14 protein-coding genes are annotated in these 24,302 nt (G+C 69.2%); 7 read left to right on the top strand and 7 right to left on the bottom strand.

Annotated features, from left to right (window positions below):
- The first annotated feature begins 102 nt into the window (after positions 1-102).
- The 6 genes from ag85A (at position 103) to QGN31_RS24385 (ending at position 12,457) form a co-directional block, all read left to right on the top strand.
- Positions 103-1,146 (top strand): diacylglycerol acyltransferase/mycolyltransferase Ag85A, encoded by a 1,044-nt coding sequence (ag85A, locus tag QGN31_RS24410; RefSeq protein ID WP_008263023.1) that lies wholly within the window; start codon positions 103-105, stop codon positions 1,144-1,146.
- Positions 1,147-1,308: 162 nt separating this feature from the next.
- Complete coding sequence (locus QGN31_RS24405) at positions 1,309-2,211, top strand: esterase family protein (protein ID WP_008263024.1); 903 nt, start codon at positions 1,309-1,311, stop codon at positions 2,209-2,211.
- 131 nt (positions 2,212-2,342) lie between these two features.
- A complete protein-coding gene (culp6, locus tag QGN31_RS24400; RefSeq protein ID WP_009956783.1) occupies positions 2,343-3,353 on the top strand; it encodes a carboxylesterase Culp6 in 1,011 nt (336 codons plus the stop codon).
- Positions 3,354-3,660: 307 nt separating this feature from the next.
- Positions 3,661-5,559 (top strand): long-chain-fatty-acid--AMP ligase FadD32, encoded by a 1,899-nt coding sequence (gene fadD32, locus QGN31_RS24395; protein WP_009956782.1) that lies wholly within the window; start codon positions 3,661-3,663, stop codon positions 5,557-5,559.
- Between the two features lie 11 nt (positions 5,560-5,570).
- Positions 5,571-10,883, top strand: a complete 5,313-nt coding sequence (gene pks13, locus QGN31_RS24390) for a polyketide synthase Pks13 (protein ID WP_009956781.1) — start codon at positions 5,571-5,573, stop codon at positions 10,881-10,883.
- Between the two features lie 8 nt (positions 10,884-10,891).
- On the top strand, positions 10,892-12,457 hold the full coding sequence (locus tag QGN31_RS24385) for an acyl-CoA carboxylase subunit beta (RefSeq protein ID WP_014378854.1): 1,566 nt from the start codon (positions 10,892-10,894) through the stop codon (positions 12,455-12,457).
- Here QGN31_RS24385 and QGN31_RS24380 read toward each other — a convergent pair.
- The gene (locus QGN31_RS24380; RefSeq protein ID WP_014378855.1) at positions 12,454-13,437 is read right to left on the bottom strand and encodes a sigma-70 family RNA polymerase sigma factor; all 984 of its coding nucleotides are present in this window, start codon (positions 13,435-13,437) and stop codon (positions 12,454-12,456) included. The two genes, QGN31_RS24385 and QGN31_RS24380, sit on opposite strands and share 4 nt — an antisense overlap.
- 101 nt (positions 13,438-13,538) lie before the next feature.
- Between QGN31_RS24380 and QGN31_RS24375 the strand changes: the two genes are divergently transcribed.
- Positions 13,539-14,117 carry a dihydrofolate reductase family protein gene (locus QGN31_RS24375; protein WP_014378856.1) on the top strand — a complete coding sequence of 193 codons (579 nt, stop codon included), beginning with the start codon at positions 13,539-13,541 and terminating at the stop codon, positions 14,115-14,117.
- Here QGN31_RS24375 and QGN31_RS24370 read toward each other — a convergent pair.
- The 6 genes from QGN31_RS24370 to QGN31_RS24345 all read right to left on the bottom strand — a co-directional run bounded on the left by QGN31_RS24370 (position 14,114) and on the right by QGN31_RS24345 (position 24,279).
- Positions 14,114-15,892 (bottom strand): acyl-CoA dehydrogenase family protein, encoded by a 1,779-nt coding sequence (locus tag QGN31_RS24370; RefSeq protein ID WP_014383642.1) that lies wholly within the window; start codon positions 15,890-15,892, stop codon positions 14,114-14,116. The genes QGN31_RS24375 and QGN31_RS24370 overlap by 4 nt on opposite strands.
- Before the next feature lie 10 nt (positions 15,893-15,902).
- Positions 15,903-16,562 (bottom strand): Crp/Fnr family transcriptional regulator, encoded by a 660-nt coding sequence (locus tag QGN31_RS24365; RefSeq protein WP_009956775.1) that lies wholly within the window; start codon positions 16,560-16,562, stop codon positions 15,903-15,905.
- A 7-nt stretch (positions 16,563-16,569) separates the two neighbouring features.
- Positions 16,570-17,028, bottom strand: coding sequence for an FHA domain-containing protein (locus QGN31_RS24360; RefSeq protein WP_008263040.1), 459 nt, complete (start codon positions 17,026-17,028; stop codon positions 16,570-16,572).
- Between the two features lie 18 nt (positions 17,029-17,046).
- A complete protein-coding gene (locus tag QGN31_RS24355) occupies positions 17,047-17,562 on the bottom strand; it encodes a hypothetical protein (protein WP_014378858.1) in 516 nt (171 codons plus the stop codon).
- Positions 17,563-17,746: 184 nt separating this feature from the next.
- Positions 17,747-20,956 carry an arabinosyltransferase EmbB gene (embB, locus tag QGN31_RS24350; RefSeq protein ID WP_233425316.1) on the bottom strand — a complete coding sequence of 1,070 codons (3,210 nt, stop codon included), beginning with the start codon at positions 20,954-20,956 and terminating at the stop codon, positions 17,747-17,749.
- On the bottom strand, positions 20,953-24,279 hold the full coding sequence (locus QGN31_RS24345) for an arabinosyltransferase domain-containing protein (protein ID WP_009956772.1): 3,327 nt from the start codon (positions 24,277-24,279) through the stop codon (positions 20,953-20,955). The genes embB and QGN31_RS24345 overlap by 4 nt, the downstream gene beginning before the upstream one ends.
- Positions 24,280-24,302: the final 23 nt, after the last annotated feature.

Here is a 24,302-nt window from a genome sequence, read left to right as displayed (position 1 = left end):
GGAGCCGTGCAAGTGGGTACGCGCAGGCAGTTCGACCCAATCAGGAAAGCGCCCAAACGGACGAATGCGCCGGGAGGCCGCAAGAAGGATGAGGAAGCAAGGATGACGCTTGTCGACAGATTGCGCGGCGCCGTGGCGAGTATGCCGCGCCGGCTCGTGGTGGGGGCCGCCAGTGCGGCGCTGCTGACGGGCCTGATTGGCGCCGTCGGGGGCTCGGCGACCGCCGGTGCCTTCTCGCGCCCGGGTCTGCCGGTGGAGTACCTGCAGGTTCCGTCCGCCGGGATGGGCCGCGACATCAAGGTTCAGTTCCAAAGCGGCGGCGCGAACTCGCCGGCTCTGTACCTGCTCGACGGCATGCGTGCGCAGGACGACTTCAACGGCTGGGACATCAATACCCCGGCGTTCGAGTGGTACAACCAGTCGGGCATCTCGGTCGCCATGCCGGTGGGTGGCCAGTCCAGCTTCTACTCCGACTGGTACAAGCCCGCCTGCGGCAAGGCCGGCTGCACCACCTACAAGTGGGAGACCTTCCTGACCAGCGAGCTCCCCGCGTACCTGCAGAGCCAGAGGCAGGTCAAGCCGACCGGCAGCGCCGTCGTCGGCCTGTCGATGGCCGGATCGTCGGCGCTGATCCTGGCCGCCTACCACCCCGAGCAGTTCGTCTACGCCGGATCGCTGTCGGCGCTGCTGGACCCGTCTCAGGGCATGGGCCCGTCGCTGATCGGTCTGGCCATGGGTGACGCCGGTGGCTACAAGGCCGCCGACATGTGGGGCCCGAAGGAAGACCCGGCCTGGGCGCGCAACGACCCGTCGCTTCAGGTGGGCAAGCTCGTCGCCAACAACACCCGCATCTGGGTGTACTGCGGTAACGGCAAGCCGTCCGACCTCGGTGGCGACAACCTGCCCGCGAAGTTCCTCGAGGGCTTCGTGCGGACCAGCAACCTGAAGTTCCAAGACGCCTACAACGCCGCCGGTGGCCACAACGCGTTCTGGAACTTCGACGCCAACGGCACCCACGACTGGCCCTACTGGGGCGCGCAGCTGCAGGCGATGAAGCCTGACATGCAGTCGGTTCTGGGCGCCACCCCGGGCGCGGGCCCGGCCACGGCCTCGGCTGCCGGTAACGGAACCGGCCAGGGCACCTAAAACACGCCAAGCACCACGACTCGCGGCGGGAACCCTTCGGGGTTTCCGCCGTTAGTCGTTCGCGGCACGTGTGACGTGTTTCACTACCCGGCGAGCGCGGGGGCCGGCCCGCTGGCTAATGTGCATTCAGCGACTAGACGATGGAGGGTGGACATGACGGTCGTGCGGGGTGTGCCAGCGCTTCTTCGGGCGTTCTGCCTGGCCGCGCTAGCGGTCGGGCTGGCCTTTGTCTCACCGGCGGTCGGGGCCGTCGGCAAGGCCAGGGCCGCGGGCTACGAAAGCCTGATGGTTCCGTCGGCGGCCATGGGCCGGGACATCCCGGTGGCCTTCCTCGCCGGCGGCCCGCACGCGGTGTACCTGTTGGACGCCTTCAACGCGGCGCCCGACGTGAGCAACTGGGTCACCGCCGGCAACGCGATGAACACGCTGAGCGGCAAGGGCATCTCGGTGGTGGCCCCGGCCGGCGGCGCGTGGAGCATGTACACCAACTGGGAGCAGGACGGCAGCAAGCAGTGGGACACGTTCCTGTCCAGCGAGCTGCCCGATTGGCTGGCCGCCAACAAGGGCCTCGCGCCCGGTGGCCACGCCGCCGTCGGCGCCTCCCAGGGCGGCTACGGCGCGATGGCGCTGGCCGCCTTCCACCCCGACCGCTTCGGCTTCGCCGGCTCGCTGTCGGGCTTCCTGTACCCGTCGAGCACCAACTACAACGGCGCGATCCTGGCCGGGCTGCAGCAGTTCGGCGGCGTGGACGGCAACGGCATGTGGGGTGCGCCGCAGCTGGGCCGGTGGAAGTGGCACGACCCGTACGTGCACTCGGCGCTGCTGGCGCAGAACAACACGCGGGTCTGGGTCTACAGCCCGACCAATATGGGCGGCGACGACGCGGCCATGATCGGCCAGGCGTCCGCGGCGATGGGCAGTTCCCGGGAGTTCTACCAGCAGTACCGCAGCAACGGCGGGCACAACGGCCACTTCGACTTCCCGGGCGGCGGCGACAACGGCTGGGGCTCGTGGTCGGGGCAACTGGGGGCCATGTCGGGCGACATCGTCGGCGCCATCCGCTAGCAGCCGCGGCGGGTCGCGGCCCGGATTCGCCTAGCCGCAGAGCCGGTACCGTGTAGGAGTGCAGCAGGGGTCGCGAGGGCCGCTTGCCCGGATCCGAGCTGCGAATCCACCGACTCTGCTGGCAGGAGAACATGGCTAACAGCGCCCGGCGTAAGCGTCGCCGCACCCTCGCCTGGGTTGCCGCCCTTTCGGTCGCCGGTGTCGTCCTGTTGGTCATCGTGGCCGTCGTCACCGTGCTGCGCGGGCGCGAGTCGCAGCCCAGCGCGGTGCCGCCCGGGGTCTTGCCGCCGTCGTCGACGACATCGCACCCGCACAAGCCGCGACCCGCATCCCAGGACGCCTCGTGTCCCGACGTGCTGCTGGTCAACGTTCCCGGCACGTGGGAGTCCGCCCCCCAGGACGACCCCGCCAACCCGCTGCAGTTCCCGAACGCGTTGCTGCACAAGGTGACCGCGAGCCTCACCCAGGACTTCCCCGCGTCGCGGGTGCAGGCGTACACCACCCCGTACACCGCTCAGTTCCACAATCCGCTGAGCGGCGACACGCAGATGTCCTACAACGCCAGCCGCGCCGAAGGCACCCGCGCCACCGTGGCGGCGATGACCGACATGAACACCAAGTGCCCGCTGACCAGCTATGTGCTGATGGGCTTTTCGCAGGGCGCGGTGATCATGGGCGACATCGCCAGCGATATCGGCAACGGCCGCGGGCCCGTCGACGAAGACCTGGTGCTGGGTGTGACGTTGATCGCCGACGGGCGTCGTCAGCTCGGGGTGGGTAATGACATCGGGCCCAACCCGCCGGGCCAGGGCGCCGAGGTCACGCTGCACGAGGTGCCGATCTTGTCCGGGCTGGGTCTCACCATGACCGGCGCCCGCCCGGGCGGCTTCGGTGACCTCAACGGCAGGACCAACGAGATCTGCGCCCCGGGCGACCTCATCTGCGCCGCACCGGAAGAGGCCTTCAGCATCGCCAACCTGCCGAGCACGCTGAACACGTTGGCCGGCGGGGCCGCCCAACCGGTCCACGCGTTGTACGCGACGACCCAGTGCTGGAGCGTCGACGGGGCCCCGGCGACCGACTGGACGTTGAACTGGGCTCACGGGCTGATTGCAAATGCGCCACAACCGAAACACGGATGACCGGGGCGGTGGGACACAGGCTTTAGGTAGCGGTTGCCGGTGGCTATCAGCGGTACCTTGTGATTTGGTCTGCCGTGGGCAGGCCCGTAACATTAAGAGGAATTTAAGAGCTACCAGACTTTGTCGCGGACCCGGGTCGGGGTCGATGCCGGCTGGGACTGGCACGTGACCGCCGTTCTGGCCCGCGCGTAGACATGTAACGGTCGGCGGTAGCCGGCCAGAGCTAGGACCGAGACGTCGGCGGAGCCGACCGAGATAACAAACGTCGGCGGAGCCGACCTAGATACAGGTGTGACAGGAGAGCGGCATGGCGTACCACAACCCGTTCATCGTGAATGGAAAGATCAAGTTCCCCGACAACACGAACTTGGTCAAGCACGTTGAGAAGTGGGCGCGGGTGCGTGGCGACAAGCTCGCCTACCGGTTTGTCGACTTCTCCACCGAACGCGACGGCGAGTACCGCGACATCGTGTGGAGCGACTTCAGCGCCCGCAACCGGGCCGTGGGCGCCCGCCTGCAGCAGGTCACCCAGCCGGGCGACCGCATCGCCGTGCTGTGCCCGCAGAACCTCGACTACCTCATCGCGTTCTTCGGCGCGCTGTACGCCGGCCGGATCGCGGTGCCGCTGTTCGACCCGGCCGAGCCGGGTCACGTCGGCCGCCTGCACGCCGTCCTCGACGACTGCTCCCCCTCGACGATCCTGACCACCACCGACGCCGCCGAAGGCGTCCGCAAGTTCATCCGCGCCCGTTCGGCCAAGGAGCGGCCCCGCGTCATCGCCGTCGACGCGGTCCCCAACGAGGTCGCGTCCACCTGGGAGCCGCCCGAGGCCGACGAGAACACCATCGCCTACCTGCAGTACACGTCCGGCTCCACCCGGACCCCGACGGGCGTGCAGATCACCCACCTCAACCTGCCCACCAACGTGCTGCAGGTGCTCAACGGCCTGGAGGGCAAGGAGGGCGACCGCGGGCTGAGCTGGTTGCCGTTCTTCCACGACATGGGGCTGATCACGGCGCTGCTGTCGCCGGTGCTCGGCCACAACTTCACCTTCATGACGCCGGCCGCCTTCGTACGCCGGCCGGGCCGGTGGATCCGCGAGATGGCGCGCAAGCCCGAGGACGCTCCCGACAGCGAGGTCTTCACCGTCGCCCCGAACTTCGCCTTCGAGCACGCGGCGGTACGCGGGGTGCCCAAGGAGGGTGAGCCGCCGCTGGACCTGAGCAACGTCAAGGCGATCCTCAACGGCAGCGAACCGGTGTCCCCGGCGTCGATGCGCAAGTTCTACGAGGCGTTTTCGCCCTACGGTCTGCGGGAGACCGCGATCAAGCCGTCCTACGGCCTGGCCGAGGCGACGCTGTTCGTCTCCACCACGCCGATGGACCAGGCGCCCACGGTCATCCACGTCGACCGTGACGAGCTGAACAAGCAGCGCTTCGTCGAGGTGCCCGCCGATTCGCCGAAGGCCGTTCCGCAGGTCTCGGCCGGCACCATCGGTGTCGACGAGTGGGCCGTCATCGTCGATCCCGAGACGGCGAGCGAGCTGCCGGACGGTCAGATCGGCGAGATCTGGCTGCACGGCAACAACCTGGGCACCGGCTACTGGGGCCGCGAGCAGGAGACCAACGACATCTTCCGCAACATCCTCAAGTCGCGGATCAGCCAGTCGCACGCCGAGGGCGCCCCCGACGACGGCATGTGGGTCAAGACCGGCGACTACGGCACCTACTACAAGGGCCACCTCTATATCGCGGGCCGCATCAAGGACCTGGTCATCATCGACGGCCGCAACCACTACCCGCAGGACCTCGAGTACTCGGCGCAGGAAGCCAGCAAGGCGCTGCGCACCGGCTACGTCGCCGCCTTCTCGGTGCCGGCGAACCAGCTGCCGAAGGAAGTGTTCGACAACCCGCACACCGGCCTCAAGTACGACCCGGATGACAGCTCCGAGCAGCTGGTGATCGTCGCCGAGCGGGCCGCGGGCTCGCACAAGCTGGACTACCAGCCCATCGCCGACGACATCCGGGCGGCGATCGCCGTGCGCCACGGCGTCACGGTCCGCGACCTGCTGCTGGTGCAGTCGGGCACGATCCCGCGGACCTCCAGCGGCAAGATCGGGCACCGCGCGTGCCGCGCCGCCTACCTCGACGGCAGTCTGCGAAGCGGCGTCGGATCCCCGACCGCGTTCGCCAATTCCACCGACTGAGCTACAGGACCATGGCTGACACCGAGCACCCCGAAAGCACCGATCACCCGCCCGCCGCCAAGGGGACCGACATGACCGTCCCCGAGATGCGCCAGTGGCTGCGCAATTGGGTGGGCAAGGCGGTCGGCCGGTCACCGGACGACATCGACGAGTCGGTGCCGATGGTCGAGCTGGGCCTGTCGTCGCGCGACGCGGTGGCGATGGCCGCCGACATCGAGGACATGACCGGAGTCACGCTGTCGGTCGCGGTGGCCTTCCAGCATCCGACGATCGAGTCGCTGGCCACCCGCATCGTCGAGGGCGAGCCCGAAATAGACACCGCCGCCGACGACGCTATGGACTGGACCCGCACCGGCCCGGCCGAGCGCGTCGACATCGCGATCGTGGGGCTGTCCACCCGGCTACCCGGCGACATGAACAGCCCCGACGAAACCTGGCAAGCGCTCATGGAGGGCCGCGACGCCATCACCGACCTGCCCGAGGGCCGCTGGTCGGAGTTCCTCGACGAACCGCGCATCGCGGCGCGCGTCGGCGCCGCCCGCACCCGCGGCGGCTACCTGAAGGACATCAAGGGCTTCGACTCGGAGTTCTTCGCGGTCGCCAAGACCGAGGCCGACAACATCGACCCGCAGCAGCGGATGGCGCTGGAGCTGACCTGGGAGGCGCTCGAGCACGCTCGCATCCCGGCGTCGAGCCTGCGCGGCGAGGCCGTCGGCGTGTACGTCGGCTTCTCCAACAACGACTACCAATTCCTGGCGGTCTCCGACCCGACCGTCGCCCACCCGTACGCGATCACCGGCACCGCCAGCTCGATCATCGCCAACCGGGTGTCCTACTTCTACGACTTCCGCGGCCCGTCGGTCGCGCTGGACACCGCCTGCTCGAGCTCGCTGGTGGCGACGCACCAGGCGGTGCAGGCGCTGCGCAACGGCGAGTGCGACGTCGCGGTCGCCGGTGGCGTCAACGCGCTGCTGACGCCGTTGGTCACACTCGGTTTCGACGAGATCGGTCAGGTGCTTTCCCCCGACGGCCGGATCAAGTCGTTCTCGTCGGACGCCGACGGCTACACCCGCTCCGAGGGTGGCGGCATGTTCGTGCTCAAGCGGGTCGACGATGCCCGCCGCGACGGCGACCAGATCCTGGCCGTGATCGCCGGCAGCGCGGTCAACCACGACGGCCGCTCCAACGGCTTGATCGCCCCCAACCAGGACGCCCAGGCCGAGGTGTTGCGACGGGCCTACAAGGACGCCGGGATCGACCCGCGCACCGTGGACTACATCGAGGCGCACGGCACCGGCACCGTCCTGGGTGACCCGATCGAGGCCGAGGCGCTGGGCCGCATCGTCGGCCGCGGCCGCCCCGCCGACCGCCCTGCGCTGCTGGGTGCGGTGAAAACCAATGTGGGACACCTGGAGTCGGCCGCCGGCGCGGCGAGCCTGGCCAAGGTGGTGCTGGCGCTGCAGCACGACAAGCTGCCGCCGTCGATCAACTTCGCCGGCCCCAGCCCCTACATCGACTTCGACGGCATGCGCCTGAAAGTCGTTGACAGCGCGACTGATTGGCCGCGCTACGGCGGTTACGCGCTGGCCGGGGTGTCCAGCTTTGGCTTCGGCGGGGCCAACGCGCACCTGGTGGTGCGCGAGGTCTTGCCGCGCGACGTGGTGGAGCGCGAGCCCGAGCCCGCCCCCCAAGCAGAGGCCGCCGCAGCCGCCGAGGCCCCCACGCTCGAGGCCCACTCGCTGCGGTTCGATGACTTCGGCAACATCATCCCCGACGCCGAGGCGCCGGACGAAGAGGAAGACTACGAGCTGCCGGGCGTGACCGAAGAGGCGCTGCGCCTCAAGGCGATCGCGCTGGAAGAGCTTGCCGCGCAAGAGGAGGCGGAGCCGACCAGGCCGCTGATCCCGCTCGCGGTGTCGGGCTTTTTGACCTCGCGCAAGAAGGCCGCGGCCGCCGAGCTCGCGGACTGGATGGAAAGCCCGGAGGGGCAGGCGTCGTCGCTGGAATCGATCGGCCGGGCGCTGTCGCGGCGCAACCACGGCCGCTCGCGCGCGGTGGTGCTGGCCCACGATCACGAGGAGGCCGTCAAGGGCCTGCGGGCGGTCGCCGAGGGCAAGCAGCGGCCGAACGTGTTCAGCGTCGACGGCCCGGTGACCAGCGGCCCGGTCTGGGCGATGGCCGGTTTCGGTGCGCAGCACCGCAAGATGGGCAAAAACCTGTACCTGCGCAACGCGGTCTTCGCCGAGTGGATCGAGAAGGTCGACGCGCTGATTCAGGACGAGCGCGGCTACTCGGTGCTCGAGCTGATCCTCGACGACTCCCACGAGTACGGCATCGAAACCTCCAACGTCGTCATCTTCGCCATCCAGATCGCGCTGGGCGAGCTGCTCAAGCATCACGGCGCGAAACCCGCTGCGGTGGTGGGTCAGTCGCTGGGTGAGCCCGCGTCGGCGTACTTCGCCGGCGGGCTGTCGCTGCGCGACGCCGCCCGCGTGATCGCCTCGCGCTCGCACCTGATGGGTGAGGGCGAGGCCATGCTGTTCGGCGAGTACATCCGGTTCATGGCGCTCGTCGAGTACTCCGCCGACGAGCTCAAGACGGTGTTCGCCGACTTCCCCGGCCTGGAGGTGTGCGTCTACGCCGCGCCCAGCCAGACCGTGATCGGCGGTCCGCCCGAGCAGATCGACGCCATCGTCGCCCGCGCCGAGTCCGAGGGTCGCTTCGCTCGAAAGCTGCAGACCAAGGGCGCCGGCCACACCTCGCAGATGGATCCGCTGCTCGGTGAGTTCTCCGCGGAACTGCAGGGCATCAAGCCGATGAGCCCCACCGTCGGGATCTTCTCGACGGTGCACGAGGGCAGCTACATCAAGCCCGGCGGCGAGCCGATCCACGACGTCGCTTACTGGGTCAAGGGAATGCGGCATTCGGTCTACTTCACCCACGGCGTGCGCAACGCCGTCGACAGCGGCCACACCACGTTCCTGGAGCTGGCGCCCAACCCGGTGGCGCTGATGCAGATCGGTTTGACCACCGCGGCCGCGGGTTTGCATGACGCCCAACTGATTCCGACGCTGGCCAAAAAGCAGGACGACGTCGAGTCGATGATCTCGGCGATGGCCCAGCTCTACGTGCACGGCCACGAGCTGGACATCCGGACGCTGTTCACCCGCGCGCAAGGCCCCGAGGACTACGCGAACATCCCGCCGACGAGGTTCAAGCGCAAAGAGCACTGGCTGGACGTGCACTTCTCCGGCGACGGCTCGGTGATCATGCCCGGCACCCACGTCGCACTGCCGGACGGCCGGCACGTCTGGGAGTACGCGCCGCGCAACGGCGAGACCGACCTGGCCGCGTTGGTGAGATCGGCCGCGACACAGGTGCTTTCGGATGCCCAGTTGGTGGCGTCCGAGCAGCGTGCGGTGCCCGGCGCCGGCGCCCGGTTGGTGACGACCATGACCCGGCACCCGGGTGGCGCCTCGGTTCAGGTGCACGCCCGCATCGACGAGTCCTTCACCCTGGTCTACGACGCGCTGGTGTCGCGGGCCGGCCAGAGCGTGGCCGCGCTGCCGACCGCGGTGGGCGCCGGCGCGGCGATTGCGGCCCCGGTGACCGACGGGCCGGTGGCGGAAGCCCCCGCCGAGGAGACCGACGCCGAGACGCTGTCGGACAGCCTGACCAACCGCTACCTGCCGTCGAGCGTCGGCAGGTGGTCGCCGGACTCCGGCGAGACCATCGGCGAGCGGCTGGGCCTGATCGTCTCGGCGGCCATGGGCTACGAGCCCGAGGACCTGCCGTGGGAGGTGCCGCTGATCGAGCTCGGCCTGGACTCGCTGATGGCGGTGCGGATCAAGAACCGCGTCGAATACGACTTCGACCTGCCGCCCATCCAGTTGACCGCGGTGCGCGACGCCAACCTGTACAACATCGAGACGCTGATCCAGTACGCGGTAGAGCACCGCGACGAGGTCGAGCAGCTGCACGAGCACCAGAAGACGCTGACCGCCGACGAGATCGCGCAGGAACAGGCGCGGTTGCTCAGCGGCGCGACGGTCGACTCGGTGACCGCGCCGGCGCCCGACCCGCAGGCCGAGCCGCAGACCCAGCCGGCACCGCCGTCGTCGGACGCGCCGATTCCGCCGCCGCCGACGGATCCGTCGGGACCTTCGGGCAACGGCGCCACGGCGAACCTGGCGGGAGCGCTCAGCCAGGAAGCGGTGTCCAAGGCGCTCAATTCCGATGTGCCCCCGCGTGACGCCGCCGAGCGGGTCACCTTCGCCACCTGGGCGATCGTCACCGGCAAGTCGCCGGGCGGCATCTTCAACCCGCTGCCCAAGCTCGACGAGGACACCGCGGCCAAGATGGCGCAGCGCCTCTCGGAGCGTGCCGACGGCACGATCACCGCCGAGGACGTGCTGACGTCGGAGACCATTGAGGAGCTGGCCGAAAAGGTCCGCCAGTACCTGGAGGCCGGTCAGATCGACGGCTTCGTCCGCACCATCCGGGCCCCGGAGAACGACTCGCAGATACCGGTGTTCGTGTTCCACCCGGCCGGCGGGTCGACCGTGGTCTACGAGCCGCTGCTCAACCGGCTGCCGGCGGGCACCCCGATGTACGGGCTCGAGCGCGTGGAGGGCACCATCCAGGAGCGGGCCGCCCAGTATGTGCCCAAGCTGCTGGAGATGAACGACGGCAAGCCGTTCATCCTGGCCGGCTGGTCGCTCGGCGGCGCCCTGGCGTACGCGTGCGCGATCGGGCTGAAGCGGGCCGGCGCCGACGTGCGGTTCGTCGGGATGATCGACACGGTGCGCCCCGGCGAGGAGATCCCCCAGACCAAGGAGGAGACCCGCAAGCGCTGGGACCGCTACGCCAGATTCGCGGAGCGCACCTTCAACGTCGAGATCCCCGCGATCCCCTACGAGCAGCTCGAAGAGCTCGACGACGAGGGGCAGGTCAAGTTCGTCCTCGACATCGTCCAGCAGAGCGGCGTGCAGATCCCGGGCGGCATCGTCGAGCACCAGCGGACCTCGTACCTGGACAACCGGGCGCTCGAGACCGTCGTGATCGAGCCCTACGACGGCCACGTGACCCTCTACATGGCCGATCGCTACCACGACGACGTCATCGAGTTCGAGCCGCGCTATGCGATCCGCCAGCCCGACGGCGGCTGGGGTGAGTACGTGGCGGACCTGGAGGTGGTCCCCATCGGCGGCGAGCACATCCAGGCCATCGACGAGCCGATCATCGGCAAGGTAGGCGCACACCTGACCGAGGTGCTGAATAAGGTGGACGCGGAAAGCACCCAGACAAGTGAGGTAGGCAAGTAGTGACGGAGATGGCGCCGGCCCCCATCCAGCACACCACCGCCGAGAAGCTGGCCGAGCTCCATCGCCGCCTGGAACTGGCCCAGGAGCCCGGCGGTGAGAAGGCCGTCGCCAAGCGCGACAAGAAGGGCATCCCCAGCGCCCGCGCCCGCGTGCACGCGCTGGTCGACCCGGGCACCTTCCTGGAGACCGGGGCGCTGGCCAAGACGCCGAACGACCCGAACGCGCTCTACGGCGACGGGTGCGTCACCGGGCACGCCATGATCGACGGCCGCCCGGTCGGGGTGTTCTCCCACGACCAGACGGTCTTCCAGGGCACCGTCGGCGAGATGTTCGGCCGCAAGGTCGCCCGGTTGATGGAGTGGTGCGCGATGATCGGGTGCCCGATCATCGGCATCCAGGACTCCGGTGGCGCCCGGATCCAGGACGCGGTCACCTCGCTGGCGTGGTACGCCGAGCTGGGCCGCCGGCACGAGGCGCTGTCCGGCCTGGTGCCCCAGATCTCCCTGATCTTCGGCAAATGCGCTGGGGGAGCGGTGTATTCGCCGATCCAGGACGACCTGCTGGTCTCGGTGCGCGACCAGGGCTACTTCTTCGTCACCGGCCCCGACGTGATCCGCGAGGTCACCGGCGAGGAGGTCACCCTCGACGAGCTGGGTGGCTCCGACGCGCAGGCCCGCTACGGCAACATCCACCAGGTGGTGAACTCCGAGGCCGAGGCGTTTCAGTACGTGCGCGACTTCCTGTCGTTCCTGCCGTCGAGCACCTTCGGCAAGCCGCCGGTGGTCAACCCCGGCCTGGAGCCGGAGATCACCCCGACCGACCTCGAGCTCGACTCGATCGTGCCCGACTCGGACAACATGGCCTACGACATGCACGAGATCCTGCTGCGGATCTTCGACGACGGCGACTTCCTCGACGTCGCCGCGCAGCACGGGCCGGCCATCATCACCGGCTACGCCCGGGTCGACGGCCACCCCGTGGGCGTGATCGCCAACCAGCCCATGTACATGTCCGGGTCGATCGACAACGAGGCCTCCGACAAGGCGGCGCGGTTCATCCGGTTCTGCGACGCGTTCAACATCCCGCTGGTTTTCGTGGTGGACACCCCCGGGTTCCTCCCGGGCGCCGAGGAGGAGAAGCGGGGAATCATCAAGCGCGGCGGGCGATTCCTCTACTCCGTGGTCGAGGCCGACGTGCCCAAGGTGACGATCACCGTGCGCAAGTCCTACGGCGGCGCCTACGCGGTGATGGGCTCGCGGCAGCTGACCGCCGACTTCAACTTCGCCTGGCCCACCGCGCGGATCGCGGTGATCGGCGCCGAAGGGGCCGCGCAGCTGCTGATGAAGCGGTTCCCCGACCCGACCACCCCCGAGGCGCAGCAGATCAAGAAGGACTTCATCGAGGGCTACAACCTCAACATGGCGATCCCGTGGACCGCCGCCGAACGCGGCTTCATCGACGCGGTCATCGACCCGCACCAGACCAGGCTGCTGCTGCGCAAGTCGATGAAGCTGTTGCGGGACAAGCAGTTGTGGTTCCGCACGGCCCGCAAGCACGGGCTCATCCCGATCTAGCCGGGCGCCAGCGACCGTGGGAGCCCGAACCACGACAGCACGCTGTTGTCGAAGCGGGTCATGGCGCAGATGCGGTCGCCACTGAGGTCGAGGACATACAGGCCGACCCCGTGGCTGACGCCGGTGGGCGTGCGCAGATAGGCGCCGAATGCCGGCTGACCATTGGCGCGGGTCGCCACGAGGTCGAACCTGCGGCCCGCACGGAAGAGAGACCGGCAGAAGCGGGCCACAACTTCGCGGCCCTCGTATTCGAACGGCATCGGTGGCATCGACATGAAGATGTCGTCGGTCAACAGGGCCACCAGCGCATCGAGATCGGCGGACTCCCACGCCTGCACGAACTTCGCCACGATCGCCACTTCGGCAGGCGAGTCGCGCGCCGGTGGGGGTTCCCGGTCGTCGACAGTGGCGCGGTGACGCCGCAGGCCGTTGCGCGCCCGTTTGAGGGCGCTCCTGACCGATTCGACTGTCGAGTCGAGCATGTCGGCCACCTCGTCGGTGCGGAATCCGAGGACGTCGCGCAGCACGAGTACTGCGATCTGCCGAGGCGGCAGAACCTGAAGGGCGGCAACGAAAGCCAGTGCGATGGATTCGGTCCGCTCGTAGCGAGCTTCCGGCATGAGGGAGTCCGGAAAGGGCTCGAGCCAAACCACTTCACCGAGTCGGGTGGGGTGGGGCGGTTCGACATCAGGCACGTCCCACTCCTTGCCCGCGCGTCGGCTTGCTGAGCGACGGGCGTTCAGGCAGCGATTCGTGGCGATGCGGTAGAGCCAGGTGCGCAGTGAGGCGCGTCCCTCGAACCCCTCGAGCCCTTGCCACGCGGCCAGCATCGCGTCTTGCAAGGTGTCTTCGGCGTCCTGCAAGGATCCGAGCATCCGGTAGCAGTGCACCTGGAGCTCCCGGCGGTACGGTTCGACCAACTCCCGGAAGGCTTCGCCGTCCCCGGCGCGCGCCCGGCACATCAGATCGCCCGCTGTCACCCTCGTCACCTCCTTCCCGTATGGACACCGGCCCATGGGCACACGGGGCGGTGTCTCCATTAGTGGTAGGTGCTGACAACGCCACCGTAAGGAGAGCACGGATGGGAACGATCATTATCAGCGAGAATGTCTCGCTCGACGGAGTCGTGCAGGACCCGACCGGGGACGAGGGGTTCAGGGTCGGTGGCTGGTTCGGCCAGATAGGGACTAGGGACCATGAAGATTGGGCGGCGGTCGGGCTCGACGAGGCGCTGGGCGCGGAGGCCCTGCTGCTGGGGCGGCGGACCTACGAATTCTTCGCGGCCCGGTGGCCGTTCCGCAGCGGCCGGTGGGCGGACCGATTGAACAGCTTGCCCAAGTACGTGGTATCGACGACCCTGCACGACCCGGATTGGAACAACACGACTGTACTGGCGGGAGATGTAGTACGCGAGATAACCACTTTGCGCCGAAAGGTCAACGGGCGCATAGTCGTCTACGGGAGCTCCCGGTTGGTGCACACGCTGGTAGAACACGACCTCGTCGACGAGTTGCGGATGATGGTCTTCCCGTTCGTGCTCGGCGCCGGCGATCGCCTCTTCGGCGCCACCAGCGGCAAGAAAGACATGCGCCTCGTCGCGACCCGCAGAGTGGGTGACGGCCTGGCGATCCTTGTCTACCGGCCCGTCCGAAACCCCTAGCCCTCGAGCCGCAGCGCACCGTCCAGAAGTTCGTCGAAGCGCTCCAGCGCCTCGTCGGAGTCGGCGTCGATACCGCGCAGCGCCCCGCGATCGGCCAGATACCGCTGCGCGTAGAGCCGCGCGACCAGCGCCTTGCGCCCGCCGCCGCGGGTGGCGCGCTCCCAGGCGGCCTGCTCGATGAGCAACGCGCCGCCGTAGACGTCGCCCATGAATTGCGCCAGTCCGAACAGCCGCGCCTCGGCCAGCTCCCGGTCAAGTTTGGACCACGCGGTGATCGCCGCGTCGAGATCCTCGATCCGGCCGGCGACCAGCCTAGTGGCTTCGTCGTCGTCGGCGACCGACACGGCGTCGCGCAGCCGGGCCAGCAGCGTCTCGTGCGCGCGGGTCTGCTCGATCCCGCGGCGCACGTCCAGGCACAGGATGTTGTCCGGGCCCTCCCAAATGGTGTTGACCTGCGCGTCACGCAAAAGCCTTGCCACCGGCCAGGTCTCGATGTAGCCGTTGCCGCCGTGGATCTCGATCGCGTCCGACGCCGCGGTGATCCCCAGCCGGCACACCTTCAGCTTGGTGACCGGCACCGCGATGCGCTGTCGCAGGCTGCGCGGCTGGCGATGGTTGGTGGCGCCGGTGCCGTCGAACACCAGCGCCTGGGCGGCCTCGACATCGACGATCATCTCGGCGAGCTTGCGCCGCATCAACGGCTTGTCGATCAGCGCCCCGCCGAAGGCGCGCCGCTGCCGCGCGTAGCACAGCGACTCCACCAGGGCGCGCCGCGCATTGCCGAGCCCGAACAACGCGATGCCCAGCCGCGCGGCGTTGGTCAGCTCCATCATGCGGCCCAGCCCCTTGCCGTCGGCGGGGCCGGACTCGGCGGTGGGTTCGCCCGACAGCAGGAACGCCTCGGCGTCGACGAACTCGACCTCGCCCGAGGCCACCGAACGGGTGCCGAGCTTGTCCTTCAGGCGCCGGACCCGCACCCCGTTGCGGGAGCCGTCGCGGCGGGTGCGCAGCACCAGGAAATTGGCGACGCCCCGCGAAGAGTCCGGTGCGCCTTCGGGTTTGGCCAGGACGACGAACGCCTCCCCGGCGCAGTTGGACGCAAACCACTTGAACCCGTTCAGCAGCCACGAGTCGCCGTGACGGGTGGCGGTCGTCTCGAGGGCGCCCAGGTCGGAGCCGCCGGTGCGCTCGGTGAGCAGCTGGGCCGTCTCCCCGGCCCACTCGCCGGAGGCGAATTTGGCCAGCACGTGTTCGGCCACGTCGGCCGGCGCGTAGGCCGCCACCAGCGACTGCACCATGCCGCCGCCGGTGCCCAGCGCGCAGCCCATGCCGATATCGGCTTGATTGAGCAGATAATTCGACGCGAACAGCGTCAGCGACGAGCTCATCTTCGCCTCGTGCGCCTCGGTCCGCAGCGCCCGCTGGGCATCCAGGACGGCCCGCTTGGACTGGGTGAACGACGTCGGCATGACCACCTCGCTGACGTCGTGGCCCCACCGGTCGTAGCGCTGAAGCCGCGGCGGGTTGCGGTCGGTCTCCTCGGCCCACCGCGCCACCGGGCCCCCCATCAGCTCGCCGATGCGCGTCAGATGGCGCTCGGCCAGCCTCAGCTCGTCGGGCTGCAGGTAGTAGGCCATGGTGAACTGCAGCGTGGGATCGGTGCTGTACCAATTGAGACCGACGGCCCCGCCGTAGTTCTCCGTCGCGTAGCGCTGCGATTTTTCCTCGGTGGAGAACGGCAGCCTGTCCACCGCCTCCACGGCGTAGTCGCTCATGGGACAGACGCTACGCGCCGAGCCGATCGTCGTGGGGTAGGGCGTAGCGGGTGCCGTCGGCGCCCCCGACGTCCCCGGCGCGTCTTGCCAGCGCGTCGGGGTTGATGATCACAACGGTCTTGCCTCTCAACGAGATCCAGCCGCGTGTCGTGAAGCTGCCCAATGCCTTGTTCACCGACACCCGGTCGGCGCCCACCAGCTGGGCCAGCTCGTCCTGGCTGAGTTCATGCGCGACCCGCAGCGCGCCGCCCTCGCGGGTGCCGAACCGCCTGCCCAGCGCCAACAGCTGGCGGGCGACGCGGGCGTTCACATCGCTGGAAACCATTTCGACGAGTTGTCGTTCGGCGGCCCGCACTCGCCGGGTCAGCGCCCGCAGCAGCTGTTCGGCGAGCGCCGGATCCCGCGCCATCGACGCGCGCAGGGAGGCGCGGTCCAGCCACAGGGCTCGCACCTCGGTGAGTGCGGTGGCGGTGCACGCGCGAGGGGCGGGGTCGAACACCGCCAGCTCGCCGAAGATGTCCGCGGGTCCCAGGATGGCCCGCACGCCGGTGCGGCCCGCGGGGTCGCGGAGGCTGATCGTCACCGTGCCTTCGGCGATCAGATAGAGCCGGTCACCCGGGTCGCCCTGGGCGAAGATCGTTTGGCCGGGCCGGAATTCGCAGGTGTACATCGTCGCATCACGGCGTCTGGGCGGCGAGGAACACCAGCCGGAAATTGCCGATCTGCAGCACGTCGCCGTTGGCCAGCGCCGCGGAGTCGACGGCTTCGCGGTTGCGATAGGTGCCGTTGAGGCTGCCGAGGTCGACGACGCGGAATTCGCCGTTCTCGCTGCGGAATTCGGCATGCCGTCGGCTGACCGTGATGTCGTCGAGATAGATGTCGCTGGCCGGGTGGCGTCCGGCGGTCATGACGGGCTGGTTCAGGACGAAGTGCGATCCGACGTTGGGTCCCCGTTTGACCACGAGCATGGCCGAGCCGCGCTCCAGCGCCGCCGCCTCGGCCGCCGCCGACGACGTGTCGATCTCCTCGGGGACACCGTCCGCAGGCAACGCGGAGCCCCGGACCGCGGACAGGTCGCCGGTGGCGTCATCGGCCGCGATTCGCTGCTGTCGTGTGTCCCGTTGGGATGCGGACACTTTCGCCTCTCATCTGCCCTACGCCCTCACCGGCACGACGAACTCGGAGGTGTAGAACTCCGCCGGGCTCTGCGCGTGGGCGTTCGGTTGCTCGATGATCACCCACACGCCGGTCGTGCCGGGCCGGATGCTGTCCTGGACGGTCGTGTTCCCGCTGCCCGCCCCGTCGGTGTCCAGGCCGGCGAAGGCGGTCCCGGGGTCGCCGGGCCCGCACGGCGCGGAGGAGGGGCGGGGCACCTGGATCAGTCCCACGTCGAAATGGGTGCCGGGCTCCGGCGGGTTCACCAAATGGACGTCCGCGACCACCCTCGACCCTGCCGTGCGCACGACGGCGTACCCCGTCCCCAGCGAGGGGTGCGGCATCTGCACCGCAAAACTCACCAGGCTGAAATCGCAACGCCGAAGTTTGGCGTCGAAAACGACGGTGGTGCCGGCGCCCTCGGCCCCCGCCGTGCCGATGGCGAATGTCGTGGCCGGCAAAACCAGCACCGTGAGCGCGGCCGCGGGGGTTTTCAGGCGTGACTGCGTGCGCATCGGGACTACCCCTTCCCGTCGTGTGAACTGGATCACATCGGAATGAGTATTGTCCCGCGATTGGCCGATTCAAACCCTCGCCCAGCAATTACTCAGGCGTTAATTCGGTGCGTTATTCCGCGGAGGAATTGTGGCCGCGGCACGCCATTTAGACACGCCGATAATTCACGCTTTTCCGCCGCGGTTACGGCTTGATGCGGATCGGGCCCGGCGACCACCACCCGGTGCGGGTGGCGGTTCCGAGATCGAGCTGCGCGGGATGCGCGTCGGCGATGGTGTCGAATTTGCGCAGCGACCCCCAGTCGCGGCCCCAGTCGTGGGACAGGTACGTCGACATCACGTGGGCCCGCAGCAGCAGGTCGGTGATGCCCAGCAGCCCCCCGTTGGTTCCGTCTTCCCAGGTGTCGGTGTCCATCTTCTTGGCCGTGTAGTCCGGGGTGATGCGGAATTTGGGGATCTCGGTGACGCCGTTGACGTGCAGCATCGGCTGCTGGCAGGGGAAGGCCAACCCGACCGCCCAGTCCATCAGCACCGGCTGCGTCGAGCCCACGTACTCCTGCAGCGAACGCATCTCCGGCACCCGCGGCGGGGTCACCGCGATCCAGTCCTCAGGCGTCAGGGACAGGTCCTCGGCCACCACCCGCACGGCGACCGCGTCCGCCGGCATGTCGGAGCGGGCGAAACGCAGGTTGCGCCAGGCCTTTGGCTGCTCGCCGTTCAGGTCGTAGGGCACCAGCCGCCCGGCGGGCACGATGCCGGCCCCGGTGTCACCCGCGGGCCCGGGCCGCCCGTACTCGAGCACCACCTTCTGGCCGTCGGTGTGGTGGTGCAGCACGCTGTTGCCGTCGATCTTGCCGGCGGCGGACACCACCACGAGCGGATGGCCGGCATCGGGTTTGGGCAACCGGTACCACGCCGAGGTGAGCCTGCTCTGCTGCTGCGCCGCGGTGGTGTAGCTGCCGGCCAGCGGAACCCGATCGGGATCCAGGCCGTAGGGCAGCGGCACCGTCGAGCCGTTGATGCCCGGCGCGCTCAGCTTGGTCGGCGCGTCCCAGTCGTAGTCGGTTCCGGGTTGATTCGGGGTGATCCGAATGGCTTCGGCGACAATGTGTTCGGGCACACCGTTGGGACTGAATCCCACCGGGTGCTCCCCGCCCAGCGGCCCCAGCGGCCCGTAGTTGCCCGGTAGCGGCGCCATGTAGCCGACGTTGCTGTCCGGCTCGACGAGCACGTCGTCGGCCAGGCCGCAGCCCCCGCTGAACTCGCGCAGGTTGTCCCAGGCGTTGGAGTAGGTGGGGTACTGGCGCACGATGCCGGCCACCATCGACGCGATGAACACCAGCGCCATGAATCCCGCCGCGATGGGCACCGGTGCGGCCGTCAGCGCCCGCGCGACCCGGCCTTCGCCGCGGTCGCGGGACGCGAAGTGCAACCAGATCGCGTACAGCACGGCCAGCACGAACAGCGCGAAAAAGATTGTGCTGACCGAGATTCCGCCGATCTTCGGCATGGTGCTGTTGAACGGGACGCCGTAGCTGGAGACGTACCACCAGCCGTTGGTGGTGGCGAAGCACAGCGCCATCAGGAACAGCACCGCCGCCAGGAACGCCATCCTGTTCCGCGACCACCGCAGCACCGCGGGCGACACCAGCACCGTGGTCAGCGCGGCCATCGCCGCCCCCACCGCGGCGAACAGGCCGAAGTGGTGCACCCACTTGGTGGGCGTGAACATCAGGAAGAACATGGTGCCGAAGATGACGCCCATCAGCCGCCACGCCGGGCCGCGGGCCACACCCGGAACCCGCTTGCGCCGCAACATGATGAACACGGCGGTGAACAGGCACAGCGCGGTGATGAAGAACCCGAACCGGCGCGACAGCGAACCGTCGACGGTGGGCAGGATCAGGTAGTAGTAGCGCAGGTTCTCGGTGTACCACGCCTGGCTCGGCCCGATCGCGGTCCGAATCCTGGTGGCTTCCAACACCGCCCGCAGCGTCTGGTCGGCGAACACCACGGTCAGGATGACCGTGCCGGCGGCCAGCATGGGCGCCACCAGCGGCCACGTGCCCACCAGGCGATGACGGCGGACCAGGATGCGCAGGATCGGACGGCCACCGGCGACCAAGGCGGCCACGGCGATCAGGCCGGTGGGCTGCACACCGAGCGTGAACGCGGCGGTGATGACCGCCAGCGCCGCGGGAGTCAGCCGGCTGTACCGCATGGAACGTTCGATCAGCACGTAGGTGACTAGCGAACCGAGCGCGATGATCGGCTCGGGGCGCAGACCGTTGTCGAACGGCATCCACGCCGTCAGCAACACCATGCCCGCCGCCCAGTTCGCCGGCTTGCTGGCGGCCACCGCAGGCCCCAGCCGGGGCAGCACCTCGCGAGACAGCAACAGCCAGCACACGATTCCGGCGAACAGGTCCGGCAGTCGCATCCACAGGCTGGCGTCGCTGACGTGGGTCATCAGCGCCAGCAGGTTGTAGTACCAGCCGAAGGGGTCCTCGGGGCTGCCGAACCAGCGGAAGTAGTTCGACATGTAGCCGGCGCGATCGGCCACCCGCGCCATGCCGAGGATGTAGCCGTCGTCGGACGAGTTCGCCCCGATCACGTGCCAGAGCACGAACCCGAAGATCACCGCGACGTCGGCGAGGGTGAACGTGCGCCAATTCGCCGGAATGAGCCGGCGCATCCGCCGCCCGTCCAGCTGGTCGAGTCGCCACAACGCGACCAGCGCAACGATGGTCGCCACGATCGCCAACACCATCGCGACCAGTTTCAAAGTGGTTGGGGTGGTGGAGAACCGGGTGTCGATGGTCGCCGACAGCGTCAAGCCGGCCGGGGCCGGACCGGTCAGGTCGGTGAACACACCGACGATCTGCGGTCGCAGGTTCGGGTCGGGGAATCCGCCACCGATCGGTTTGCCCGCCGAATCATTGAGCCCGACAAAGGTGGCGAACGTGCCGGCCTTCGTCGAGGTGATCTCGATGCGCTGGCACTGTGGCGACATCGCCTGGTCCCGGGACACGCTGGCGATCACCACATTGCGGTCGGTGACGTCGACGCGCTTGCCGTTGACGACGACGAACAGCGCGTTGAGCGCGGCGTCCTTGCCCTTCTTGGGCCCGGTGCCGACCACCACCCCGCCCTCCGGTGGCAGGTCGCGCACCAGCGAGCAGGGAACGGTGGCGGTCATGTCGACCGGGGTCAGCGAAATCAACGGTGCCGTAACGCTGTTCAGCTGTCCGTTCTGGGGCCAGTTCAGCGTCGCGGTCGTCTGCACGACGGGCAGCAGCGGGGTGGCGACGGACAGCACGAACCCGATCAGGCCGGCGATGGTCGCCACCCAACGCGTCGTTCGCACGTCGTCGCGCATCCTCGGCGCGCTCATGGCAACGCCCGAATCGGTCCCTGCCGGCTCCAGCCGTGCACTGTCATCACACCCTGTTCAATCGCGGCGTCCGGCGCCAAATCAGCCGGCACCAACCGGAAGTACTGCTCCACGGATCCCCAGTCGCGATACCAATCGCCGCGCAGATACGTCGAGATCGTCGACGTGCGCAGCAGCGCCTGGGCGAACAGGAAGGGCCCGCCGGCCTCGCTGGACTGCCACAGGTTCGACGACGCCGCCGTCTGCTTGCGGTCGGGAAGGATGCGGTACCCCGGAAGTTCGGCAACGCCAAGGTGTTCGGAGAACGGCCGCTGGCACGGGAAGTTGGCGGCGGTCGCGATGTCCATCAGCACCGGCGTCTGCGACCCGACCAGTTGCTGCAGGGTTTCCAGCACCGGCACCCGCGGCGGCGTGAACGCGAACCACTGCTCGGAGCTCAGGTTCGGGTCGTAGGCGACGATGCGCGCCACGTTCGCCTCCGGCGGCGCCCACGCCAGCGGGAAACGCAGGTTGCGCCACGCCGGCTGCGGGCCGATGTCGATCGGCTGCACCTCGGCCAGCGGCTGGGTGGTGCCGTCCGGGCGGGTGACGCCCCATTGCAGCTTCAGCGATTGCCCGTAGGTGAAGGTGCCGTCCTCCTTGTAGGACCAGATCGCGCCGGCGGCGGAGACGACCACCAGGGGCCGGTCGGGGGTGCGCGCGGGCAGCTGGTACCAGGCCGAGGTGGCGGTGGCGGCCAGCGTGTTCTCGCCGTAGCTGCCCATCACCGGGGTGCGGGCCGGGTCCAGCCCGAACGGCAGCGCCGCGTGGGAGCCGTTGACCCCGACCGGGCCCTTGCCGCCGGCGGTGCCCGCCGAGTCGCTGTAGGCGACGTTCGGCTTGTTCGGGGAGGCGTCGGAGTTGACCAGTCCCGGCTTGGTCACCACCGGGTCGGATTGCAGGTCCTCGCCCACGCCTTCGGGTTTGAAGCCCACCGGATTGACGCCCCCGAGCGGCCCGTCGGGCCCGAAGGTCTGGCCCGGTGCCGGGGCCAGCATGCCCGCGTTGGGGTCGGGCTCGGCCAGCACGTCGTCGGCCATGGCGCAGCTGGTGGCGGACAGGCCCGAAGTGATCGCGGCGAGGTTGGCCTTGCCGGTGGTGTAGAGCGGGTAGCGGAACACCGCGCCCTTGGTCAGCGAGGCGACCTCGCCGACGACCATGATGGTCGCGACCACCAGCAGCGGGGTCGACGCCAGGACGCGGTTGCGCCGGTTGTCCTTGACCTCGGTGTGGCCGGCGTAGTCCATCCGGAAGTGCTGCCAGGCGGCCAGCAGTCCGGTGATGATCGACAACGTCAGGAACATCGACGTCACCGGGTGGCTGGCGACGACCGGTTGGATGTCGTACCACGGCACCCCGTAGTTGCCGACGTAGAACCAGCCGTTGATGCCGGAGGTGGCCCACGCCAGCACGAACAGCAGCGCGGTGACGTACAGGGTCAGGTTGCGGCGGTTGTGCAGGCCGATCCGCGAGCAGGCGAACGCGGTGACCGCGCCCAGCGCCCCGGCCAGTCCCGCGAAGGCACCGAACTGGATCGCCCACTTCGTCGGGGTGAACGTGACGAGCAGCAGGCCGATCGCGGTGGTGCCGATCAGCCGCCAGGCCGGGCCGCTGGCCACGCCGGGAACGTGGCCGCGGCGCAGCAGGATGACGAGCATCCCGAACAGGCACAGCAGCAGGATCAGCACCGCGAACCGCCGCGCCATCGATCCGTCGGGGTTGGACTCGACCGTGAGGAAGTAGTAGCGCAGCCAGTCCTGGTACCAGGCGATCGTCGGCCCGACCTTGTATTTGATGCGGGCGGACTCCAGCACCGTGGCCAGCGTCTGGCTGCGGAACACCACCACGAGGATCACCGAGAGCGACGCGCCCAGCACCGCCAGCGGCGCCAGCAGCCCGTCGGTCGCCCGGCGGCGCCGGATCGTCTGGGCGACGGCCCGCGCCCCGGTCAGCAGCGCGGCCACGGCGATCAGACCCTGCGGCGCCAGCGTCGCGCTCAGCAGCGCCACGATGATGGCCACCGCGGCCGGGGCGAGCCGCCGCAGGGCGATCGCGCGTTCCACCAGCATCCAGGTGACCAGCACGCCGAGGGCGATCAGTGGTTCGGGCCGCAGCCCGTTGTTGAACGGCAGCCAGGCCGCGACGAAAACCGCGCCCGCGGTGAAGACCGCGACGCGGTTGGCCGCCAGTCCATCCCTGCCGGGGCCCAGCCGGCGCAGCATCCAATGGCCGATGATCAGCCAGCAGCCGATCCCGGCCAGCGTGGCGGGCAGCCGCATCCAGACGCCCGCCGTGCTCACCGAGGCGAGCTTCGACAGCACCCCGAGATACCAGTCGAAGGGGGCGTCGGTGGTACCGAAGTAGCGGTAGTAGTTGGCGACGTAACCGGCGCGCGGAGCGACGCGGGCGACGGTCAGGTTGTAGCCGTCGTCCGATGTGGTGGCGCCAATGATGTGCCACAGCAACAGGGTTGCGATCACCCCGGCGTCGGCGATCCACGTCGCCAGCCCGACGCGCCGCCAGTTCGCCAGGTGCGTGCCGGGCCGGTACCGGGACAGCCAGGCGATGGGGGAGCGCCAGTTGAGCAGCGTGCCGCCGCCCCGGCTGCGGCGGTCCAGCACCGCGAGCGCCACGATGGCCGTCAGCACGGACAGGACGCCCAGCGCCATCACAATCTTCTTGACCGCGGTGGGCGCGGTGATGAATCGGGTGTCGATGTCGACCCGGGCCGAAAGCCCCGGCCCCGCGGGCACCTTCAGATCGGTGAAGATCCCGCCGACCTGGGGCTTCTTTTCGGCCGGCAGGACGCCGGTGGCGCCGGGTATGCCGACGAACTCGGCGCCGGCCGCCCCGACGCCGGCCCAGGCGTGCAGCACGCTGCAGGCCCCGGCGGCGATGGCCGAGCGCTGCGCCACCGCCGCGACGGTGTCGCGGAACGCCACGACGACGACGTCCTTGTTCGCGCGCACGAACAGCCCGTTCTTCCCGGCGTCCATCCCGCCGGGCGGCAGCGTCGAGACCACCAAACCCCCGCTGGCGGGCAGGGTCGCGATGTCCGGGCAGGGAATGGAGATGTCCAGCGCGCGGGGCGCCCCCGACACCAGGGGCGCGGTGATCTGGCTGACGTGCCCGTCCACCGTGCCCTGCGGCCACAGCACCGTCGCCGTGGTCTGTTTCGCCGGAAGCACCGGGACGAGGAGGCACAACAACAGCCCCGCGATTCCCGCGACCGCGGCCACCGATCGTGGGATGCGCTGCGATCGCTCATTACGGTCGTGGGGCACGAGGCTCGATCGTAAGCGACGCG

It is taken from the genome of Mycobacterium sp. 2-64, from assembly GCF_035918375.1.
Classification (GTDB): Bacteria; Actinomycetota; Actinomycetes; order Mycobacteriales; family Mycobacteriaceae; genus Mycobacterium; species Mycobacterium intracellulare.
Note: the sequence above shows the minus strand (reverse complement) of the source record. Positions and strands in the feature narration are given on the sequence as shown.

Bases quoted from the DNA above. Each gene is read 5' to 3' on its own strand.
- ag85A (WP_008263023.1), top strand. From the start codon at position 103: ATGACGCTTGTCGACAGATTGCGCGGCGCCGTGGCGAGTATGCCGCGC.
- culp6 (WP_009956783.1), top strand. From the start codon at position 2,343: ATGGCTAACAGCGCCCGGCGTAAGCGTCGCCGCACCCTCGCCTGGGTT.
- fadD32 (WP_009956782.1), top strand. From the start codon at position 3,661: ATGGCGTACCACAACCCGTTCATCGTGAATGGAAAGATCAAGTTCCCC.
- pks13 (WP_009956781.1), top strand. From the start codon at position 5,571: ATGGCTGACACCGAGCACCCCGAAAGCACCGATCACCCGCCCGCCGCC.
- QGN31_RS24385 (WP_014378854.1), top strand. From the start codon at position 10,892: ATGGCGCCGGCCCCCATCCAGCACACCACCGCCGAGAAGCTGGCCGAG.
- QGN31_RS24375 (WP_014378856.1), top strand. From the start codon at position 13,539: ATGGGAACGATCATTATCAGCGAGAATGTCTCGCTCGACGGAGTCGTG.
- QGN31_RS24370 (WP_014383642.1), bottom strand. From the start codon at position 15,892: ATGAGCGACTACGCCGTGGAGGCGGTGGACAGGCTGCCGTTCTCCACC.
- QGN31_RS24365 (WP_009956775.1), bottom strand. From the start codon at position 16,562: ATGTACACCTGCGAATTCCGGCCCGGCCAAACGATCTTCGCCCAGGGC.
- QGN31_RS24355 (WP_014378858.1), bottom strand. From the start codon at position 17,562: ATGCGCACGCAGTCACGCCTGAAAACCCCCGCGGCCGCGCTCACGGTG.
- embB (WP_233425316.1), bottom strand. From the start codon at position 20,956: ATGAGCGCGCCGAGGATGCGCGACGACGTGCGAACGACGCGTTGGGTG.